The sequence below is a fragment of the Rubritepida flocculans DSM 14296 genome (genome assembly GCF_000425365.1).
GTDB classification, from domain to species: Bacteria; Pseudomonadota; Alphaproteobacteria; order Acetobacterales; family Acetobacteraceae; genus Roseococcus; species Roseococcus flocculans.
In genome coordinates, this window is record NZ_AUDH01000056.1 from 1 (window position 1) to 6,285 (window position 6,285).

Consider the following 6,285-nt stretch of genomic DNA (forward strand, 5'->3'; position numbering starts at 1 on the left):
GATGAAGCCCGTGGTCGGGAGGGCGAGGCTCTCATAGCCGCCCCAGGAGGCGCCGATGCCGAAGAGCGTGAGCGAATCCACGAAGCGGAACATCTCCGCCTCGCCGTAGCGCGGCTGCAGGACGAGGCCGAACAGCGAGCAGCCGCCCCGGAAGTCGCGCAGGAAGAGGTGATGCTGCGGGTGCGAGGGCAGCGCGGGGGGCAGCACCTGCCTCACCTGCGGCTGCGCCTCCAGCCAGCGCGCCACCTCGATGCTCGCCGCCTCCTGCGCCTTGAGGCGGATGGGCATGGTGCGCACGCCGCGCAGCGCAAGCCACACGTCGTCGGGCGAGGCGTAGTGGCCGATGGCGGAGGCCGCGGCGCGGACGATCAGGTGATCCTCCTCGCTGTTCACCGTGACGCTGCCGAGCAGGATGTCCGAATGGCCGCCCACATATTTGGTCAGCGCCTGGATCGAGACGTCCACGCCATGCGTGAAGGGCTGGAAGCTGTGGATGCCCCAGGTGTTGTCCATCAGCACCTTCGCGCCATGCGCGTGCGCGGCGCGCGCGATGGCCGGGATGTCCTGGATCTCGAAGGTGTGGGAGCCCGGGCTCTCGGTGTAGACCACCTTCGTGTTCGGGCGCAGCAGCGCGCGCATGCCCGCCTCGTCCACGCAGGGATCGTAGAACGTCGTCTCGATGCCCCAGTTCGCCAGCAGCGTGTTCGCGATGTTGCGCGCGGGGCCATAGACGCTGTCGGGCATCAGGCAGTGATCGCCCGTCCTGAGATAGGCCATCAGCGGCAGGGTGACGGCCGCGAGCCCGGTGCCGACGATGGTGCAGCGGCTGCCGCCCTCGATCTCGGCGATCACGTCCTCCAGCGCGTAATGGGTGGGCCCGCCCTGGGTGCCGTAGGTCATGAACTGCTCGTAGCGCTTCGCCGCCCCCGCGCGCCGCGCCTCGCAGGAGGGGAAGAGCACGGTGGAGCCGCGATGCACGGCCGGGTTCACGAAGCCATGGATGCGCACGCCCGCGCGCCCCGCATGGCTCATGCGGGTGCGGAAACCGTGGCGGTGCGGCGTGTCGTCGGGCATCAGGAGGAGACCTTCTCGGTGTCGGGGCGGCTCGCCCATTCGGTCCAGGAGCCGTCATAGACGGCGGGTTCGGAGAGCCCCGCGCGCAGGGCGCCCAGCGCCAGCACGCAGGCGGTGACGCCGGTGCCGCAGGAGGTGATGAGCGCGCGCCCCGGCATGGCGCCGGCGGCGGCGAAGCGCGCGCGCAGCGCCTCGGGCGGCAGCATGGTGCCGTCCGGGCCGAAGAGCTCGGTGAAAGGGATGTTGGCCGCGCCCGGCATGTGGCCCGAGGGCAGGCCGGGCCGCGGTTCGGGCGCGGTGCCGGCGAAGCGGCCGGCCGCGCGCGCGTCCAGCACCAGGGCCGAGCCATCGGCCAGCGCGCGCCGCACATCGCCGATGCCCGCGATCCGCCGCGCATGCAGGCTCGCGCGGTAGGTGGCGGGGTGCGGGGCGGCCGGCGCGCCGGAGGCCAGCGCGCGGCCCTCGCGCCGCCATTTCGGCAGGCCGCCGTCCAGCACCGCCACCTTCGCATGGCCGAACAGGCGCATGAGCCACCAGCCGCGCGCAGCGGATTGCAGCCCCTTCTGGTCGTAGAACACCACGCGGTGGTCGTTGGAGACGCCCATCGCACCCATCAGCCGCTCGAAGCGCGCGGCGGTGGGGGCCATGTGCGGCAGGCTGGCGTCGGGGTCCGCCACCAGGTCGATGTCGAAGTAGTGCGCGCCGGGGATATGCGCCTCGACGAAGAGCGCCTTCGCGTCGAAGGGCTCGTTGGGCAGGTATTTCGTCGCGTCGAAGACCAGGAGATCGGGCGCGCCGAGCTGCGCCGCCAGCCACTCCGTGCCGACCAGATCCTCCATCCCTATCCCTCCAGGAGCGCGACGCTGATGCGGCGGTTCTGCCGCCCCTTGCTCTCGAGCTTCACCACCTCGACGCGGCCGATCTCGCCCGTCGCGCGCACATGGGTGCCGCCGCAGGGCTGCAGATCCACCGGCGCCTCCTCGGGGCCGATGCGCACGAGGCGGATGCGTCCCGTCCCGCGCGGCGGCTGCACCGAGAGGGTGCGCACCAGGCCCGGGTTCGCATCCAGCTCGGCCTCGGCGATCCAGCGTTCGGCGATGGGGTGGTTCTCGGCGATCAGCGCGTTCAGGCGCTCGGTGAGCCACTCCTTGGCGGGCGGCTCGGCGAGGTCGAAGTCGAGGCGGGATTTCTCCGCGCCGATCTGCCCGCCGGTGACGCCCGCGCCGGGGATCAGGCTGCAGAGCAGGTGCAGGGTGCTGTGCATGCGCATGTGCCTGTGCCGCCGCGCCCAGTCGAGCCGCGCCAGCACCTCCGCGCCGGGGGCGGGGAGGGGGGCGCCCTCCTCGAGGCGGTGCAGGATGGCCTCGCCCTCGCCCTTCACCGCCTCCAGCACCCGGGCCTCGCCGCCCGGCCAGAGCAGCAGCCCCGAATCCCCGGGCTGGCCGCCGGCGCGGGGGTAGAACACGCTGCGGTCGAGCACCACGCCCTCGGGGCCGGCGCTCACCACGCGCGCGGGGGTCTCGGCGAGGTAGGGGTCGGCGCGGAACAGCGGTTCGGTCATTCGCGGGTCCATTCATCCCTCAGCCGCGCGCGGTTCCGGCGCAGCCAGTGCAGGCACAGCGCGGCGGTGGCGTTCTGGATGGCGTTGGCGTCCAGCGCGGCGAAGGCCTCCTCGGCGGGGCCGATCAGCACGCGGATGTCCTCGCCCTCCTCGACGAGGCCGTGGTGGGCGGCGGCCCGCTCGGGCAGCCGCGCCCGGCCGCAGTAGAGGTGCATCAGCTCGTCGCAGCCGCCCTGCATCAGCATGAAGCGGCCGATGGGCTCCACGCGGTCGGGGCGCAGCCCGGCCTCCTCCTCCGCCTCGCGCAGCGCGGCGAGGGCGGGATCCTCGCCCGGCTCCAGCAGCCCCGCGATGCATTCGCGGTGGATGGGCGGCAGCCCCGCGGCGTGCACGGGCAGGCGGAACTGCTCGATCATCGCCACGCGGTCGGCCCAGGGGTCGTAGGGAAGCAGCGCCACGCCCTGGCCGCGCCGCCACAGCTCCCAGGTCAGCTCGCGCGAGCGCGCGCCGTCGAAGCGACGGTAGGTGAAGCGCACGCGCTGCAGCGGGAAGCGACCGGACCAGACCACCTCATCGGCCAGGATGTCGAGGCCAGGGTGGGGCGCGATGGGCGGGGCCTTGGGCGGTCTGGCGGTCATGGGCGCGCGACCCTAGCCCCGCCGCCCACGCCCGTCCATGAGCCCCGGCCCCTCCCTCAGCCTCGCCGCGCCGTCGGGGAGGCTCCCCCGTTGCCGCCGCCCCGCCGCCGCGCCTATCTGCGCCCATGACAGAGCCCCCGCACGCGCAGACCGGCCGCCGCGCCTGGATCGCGGCCCTGCTGCTGCTGCCGCTGCTGGTGGCGGGGCTGCGCTGGGCCTCCTTCCTCCCCTCGGTGATCGACTGGGACGAGAGCCTCTACATCCTCCAGGCGCGGGAATGGCTGCGCGGCAACTGGCCCATCACCGGGGTGTGGGACATGCACCCGGTGGGCGCGCCGGCGGTGATCGCGCTCGCCTTCATGGCCTTCGGCGAGAGCATCGCGGCGGTGCGGCTGCTCGGCGTGATCTGCGTCGCCGCCACGGGCTATGCGCTGATCGCGCTGGTGCGGGTGATGGGCGGGGGGCGCGCGCCCGGCTTCGCCGCGGCGGCGCTCTATGCGGGGCACAGCATCCTTCTGGGCGGGCTTTCTTCCAACACGGAGATCCTCTTCGCCCCGCTCGTCGTCTCCGCGCTCGCGCTCGCGCTGGCCGGGGGGCCGCCCTGGCCGCGGCTGCTCGGCATGGGCGGGCTGATCGGCATCGCCCTCGTGATCAAGCCGGTGGTGGCGCCGGAGGGCTGCCTCGCCTTCGCCCTGCTCGCCTGGCCCTGGCTGCGCGCGCGGCGCTGGCGCAGCCTCGCCCTGGCCGCGCTCGCCTATCTCGGCATGTGCCTCGCGCCCACCGCGCTGGCGGGCGCGGTCTATGCGCTGCGCGGCGAGTTCGCGGAATGGGCGGAGGCCACGCTCCTCGCGCCCTTCGTCTATGCGGCGGCCGGGGTGACGCTGGAGACGGCGCTCTACCGCATCGTCACCGCGGCGCTGGCGCTGCGCTGGCTGCTGGTGCTGGGGCTGCTGCCGCCGCTTCTGCTGCTGCGCCTGCCCGATGCGGCGCTGCGCCGCCTTGCGCTGTTCGGGCTGGGCTGGCTGCTGGTGGGGGTGCTGGCGGTGACGGCGCCGGGGCATTTCTTCCCGCATTATTTCCTGATCCTGCTGCCGCCGCTGTCGCTGCTCGCCGCGGTCGGTCTCTTCGCGGCGGCGCGCCTGCTGGCCGAGCGCCGGGCCGCGCCGCTCGCCCTCGGCCTCGCCGCGCTGGTGGCGCTCGACATCGTGGGGGGCGATCTGCAGGCGCGGCTCAGTCGCGGCTTCGCCATGGGCACGCCCGATGCGCCGCGCCGCATCGCCGCCATCGTGAACGACGAATTGCGCCCCGGCGAGGCCATCTTCGTCGCCAACTACCAGCCCGTGGTGTATTTCCTCACGCGCGCGGCGCTGCCCACGCGCTTTCCCTTCCCCGTCCACCTCACCGGCAGCTTCGGCAGCCTCGCGGGCGTGGACACGGATGCGGAGGTGGCGCGCATCCTCGCCGCGCGGCCGCGCTTCATCGTGCTCGACCGCAGCGAATGGTTCTCCATGCGCCCCTCGGCCATGGCCATGCTGACCGAGGCGATCGAGGAGCACTACGAACTCGCCGCGAGCTTCGTGGAGGAGCGCGGCACCGTCGAACTCTACCGCCTGCTGGAGCCCGACTGATGGAGGATCTGCTCTTCGCCGCCTCCAAGCTGTTCTGGCTCTTCGCGCGACCCAACACCTTCATGCTCTTCCTCGCCTGCCTGGGCGTGGTGCTGATGGCCGCGGGGCGGCGCTGGGGGCGCTGGCCTGCCTTCCTCGGCCTGTCCTGGTACGCGGCGGTGCTGCTCACGCCGCTCTCCACCTGGCTCACCCTGCCGCTCGAGGATCGTTTCCCCCGCCCGCCGCCGCCCGCGCGGGTGGATGGGGTCATCGTCCTCGGCGGGGCGGTGGAGCAGCAGCTCACCCTCGCGCGCGGCATCCCGGCGCTGAACGGCGCGGCCGAGCGCATGACCGAGGCGGTGGCGCTGGCGCGCCGCTTCCCCGAGGCGCGCATCGTCTTCACCGGCGGCTCGGCCGGGCTCGCGCCCGGCGAGATGACGGAGGCCGATGTGGCGCGCCAGCTCTTCGCCGCGCTCGGGCTCGAGGGGCCGCGCGTGGTCTTCGAGGCCGAAAGCCGCAACACCTGGGAGAACGCGACCCTCTCGCACGCGCTGCTGCGCCCGCGGCCGGGCGAGGTCTGGCTGCTCGTCACCTCGGCGAGCCACATGCCGCGCTCGGTGGGCTGTTTCCGGCGCGCGGGGTGGGAGATCACGCCCTGGCCGGTGAACTACTCGACGCAGCCCGGCGGCCGCGGCTGGTTCGATCCGCCCTTCAGCTTCCGTCTGGGGCAGGCGGAGTGGGCGGTGCGCGAGTATGTGGGGCTGCTGGCCTATTGGCTGCTGGGGCGCAGCAGCGCGCTGTTTCCGGCGCCGTAGCGCGACTTTCGCACAATATCCGTTCCCTCACCGACTTCGCGTGGGCGCGACAGGTGGACGCATAGTGCGATTGGTGCGATACGGCCGACGGTCACGCCGCACGTATCGCGCACGCCGGCTTGCCACCACCCAACGCGGCACACCGCGTTGGGACCCGGCGTGGCGGCTGCGCGCCAAGACAAGGTCATACCAGCGGCCGCACCGCCTCTTCAAAAGTCGAAATCAGCGGCCGATGGTACGAGCCTAGAGCCATTTCACATCGACTGGAATCGCGATCGGGGATTCCGGCACGGCGCTGATGTGTGATTCATCGGTCTCCGGAGCTGAAACCGGAGGCAGCGATGACATGGCGATCTGGCCAAGCATATTCGCAGGATCTGCGTGAGCGCGTGTTGGCGGCGGTGGACGGCGGACTGCGCGTGCGCGAGGTGGCGCCGCTGTTCCGGGTGAGCATCTCCTACATCTACAAGGCGCTGGCGCGCCGTGCGGCGACGGGGGCGACCACCGCTTCGGCGCGTGGTGGCGCGCGGCGCAAGGCGGTGCTGGCCGGGCATGAGGCGGCGCTGCTGGCGCATCTGCGCGCCAGGCCC

Annotated in this window: 7 protein-coding genes; 3 read left to right on the forward strand and 4 right to left on the reverse strand. The window is 73.0% G+C overall.

Features of this window, described 5'->3' with window-relative positions; genetic code table 11:
• From metC to H596_RS0118580, 4 genes are all read right to left on the reverse strand, one after another.
• On the reverse strand, positions 1-1,074 hold a 1,074-nt coding region (gene metC, locus H596_RS0118565; protein WP_027286141.1), incomplete at its 3' end, for a cystathionine beta-lyase.
• Positions 1,074-1,913, reverse strand: a complete 840-nt coding sequence (locus tag H596_RS0118570) for a sulfurtransferase (RefSeq protein ID WP_027286142.1) — start codon at positions 1,911-1,913, stop codon at positions 1,074-1,076. The genes H596_RS0118570 and metC, both read right to left, overlap by 1 nt.
• 2 nt (positions 1,914-1,915) lie before the next feature.
• Positions 1,916-2,635, reverse strand: coding sequence for an alanyl-tRNA editing protein (locus tag H596_RS0118575; protein WP_027286143.1), 720 nt, complete (start codon positions 2,633-2,635; stop codon positions 1,916-1,918).
• Positions 2,632-3,273, reverse strand: coding sequence for an NUDIX domain-containing protein (locus tag H596_RS0118580; RefSeq protein ID WP_037302047.1), 642 nt, complete (start codon positions 3,271-3,273; stop codon positions 2,632-2,634). The genes H596_RS0118575 and H596_RS0118580 overlap by 4 nt, the downstream gene beginning before the upstream one ends.
• Positions 3,274-3,398: 125 nt before the next feature.
• On the opposite strand from H596_RS0118580, the gene H596_RS0118585 reads away from it, so the two are divergent.
• From H596_RS0118585 to H596_RS0118595, 3 genes are all read left to right on the forward strand, one after another.
• The gene (locus tag H596_RS0118585) at positions 3,399-4,901 is read left to right on the forward strand and encodes an ArnT family glycosyltransferase (protein ID WP_027286145.1); all 1,503 of its coding nucleotides are present in this window, start codon (positions 3,399-3,401) and stop codon (positions 4,899-4,901) included.
• The gene (locus H596_RS0118590) at positions 4,901-5,695 is read left to right on the forward strand and encodes a YdcF family protein (RefSeq protein WP_051213421.1); all 795 of its coding nucleotides are present in this window, start codon (positions 4,901-4,903) and stop codon (positions 5,693-5,695) included. Before H596_RS0118585 ends, H596_RS0118590 begins: the two co-directional genes overlap by 1 nt.
• Positions 5,696-6,036: 341 nt before the next feature.
• Positions 6,037-6,285 (forward strand): IS630 transposase-related protein (locus H596_RS0118595; RefSeq protein WP_245584075.1); only part of this gene is annotated, 249 nt, incomplete at its 3' end.

Excerpts from the sequence above, each read along its gene's own strand:
- H596_RS0118570 (WP_027286142.1), bottom strand. The coding sequence starts at position 1,913 with ATGGAGGATCTGGTCGGCACGGAGTGGCTGGCGGCGCAGCTCGGCGCG.
- H596_RS0118575 (WP_027286143.1), bottom strand. The coding sequence starts at position 2,635 with ATGACCGAACCGCTGTTCCGCGCCGACCCCTACCTCGCCGAGACCCCC.
- H596_RS0118580 (WP_037302047.1), bottom strand. The coding sequence starts at position 3,273 with ATGACCGCCAGACCGCCCAAGGCCCCGCCCATCGCGCCCCACCCTGGC.
- H596_RS0118585 (WP_027286145.1), top strand. The coding sequence starts at position 3,399 with ATGACAGAGCCCCCGCACGCGCAGACCGGCCGCCGCGCCTGGATCGCG.
- H596_RS0118590 (WP_051213421.1), top strand. The coding sequence starts at position 4,901 with ATGGAGGATCTGCTCTTCGCCGCCTCCAAGCTGTTCTGGCTCTTCGCG.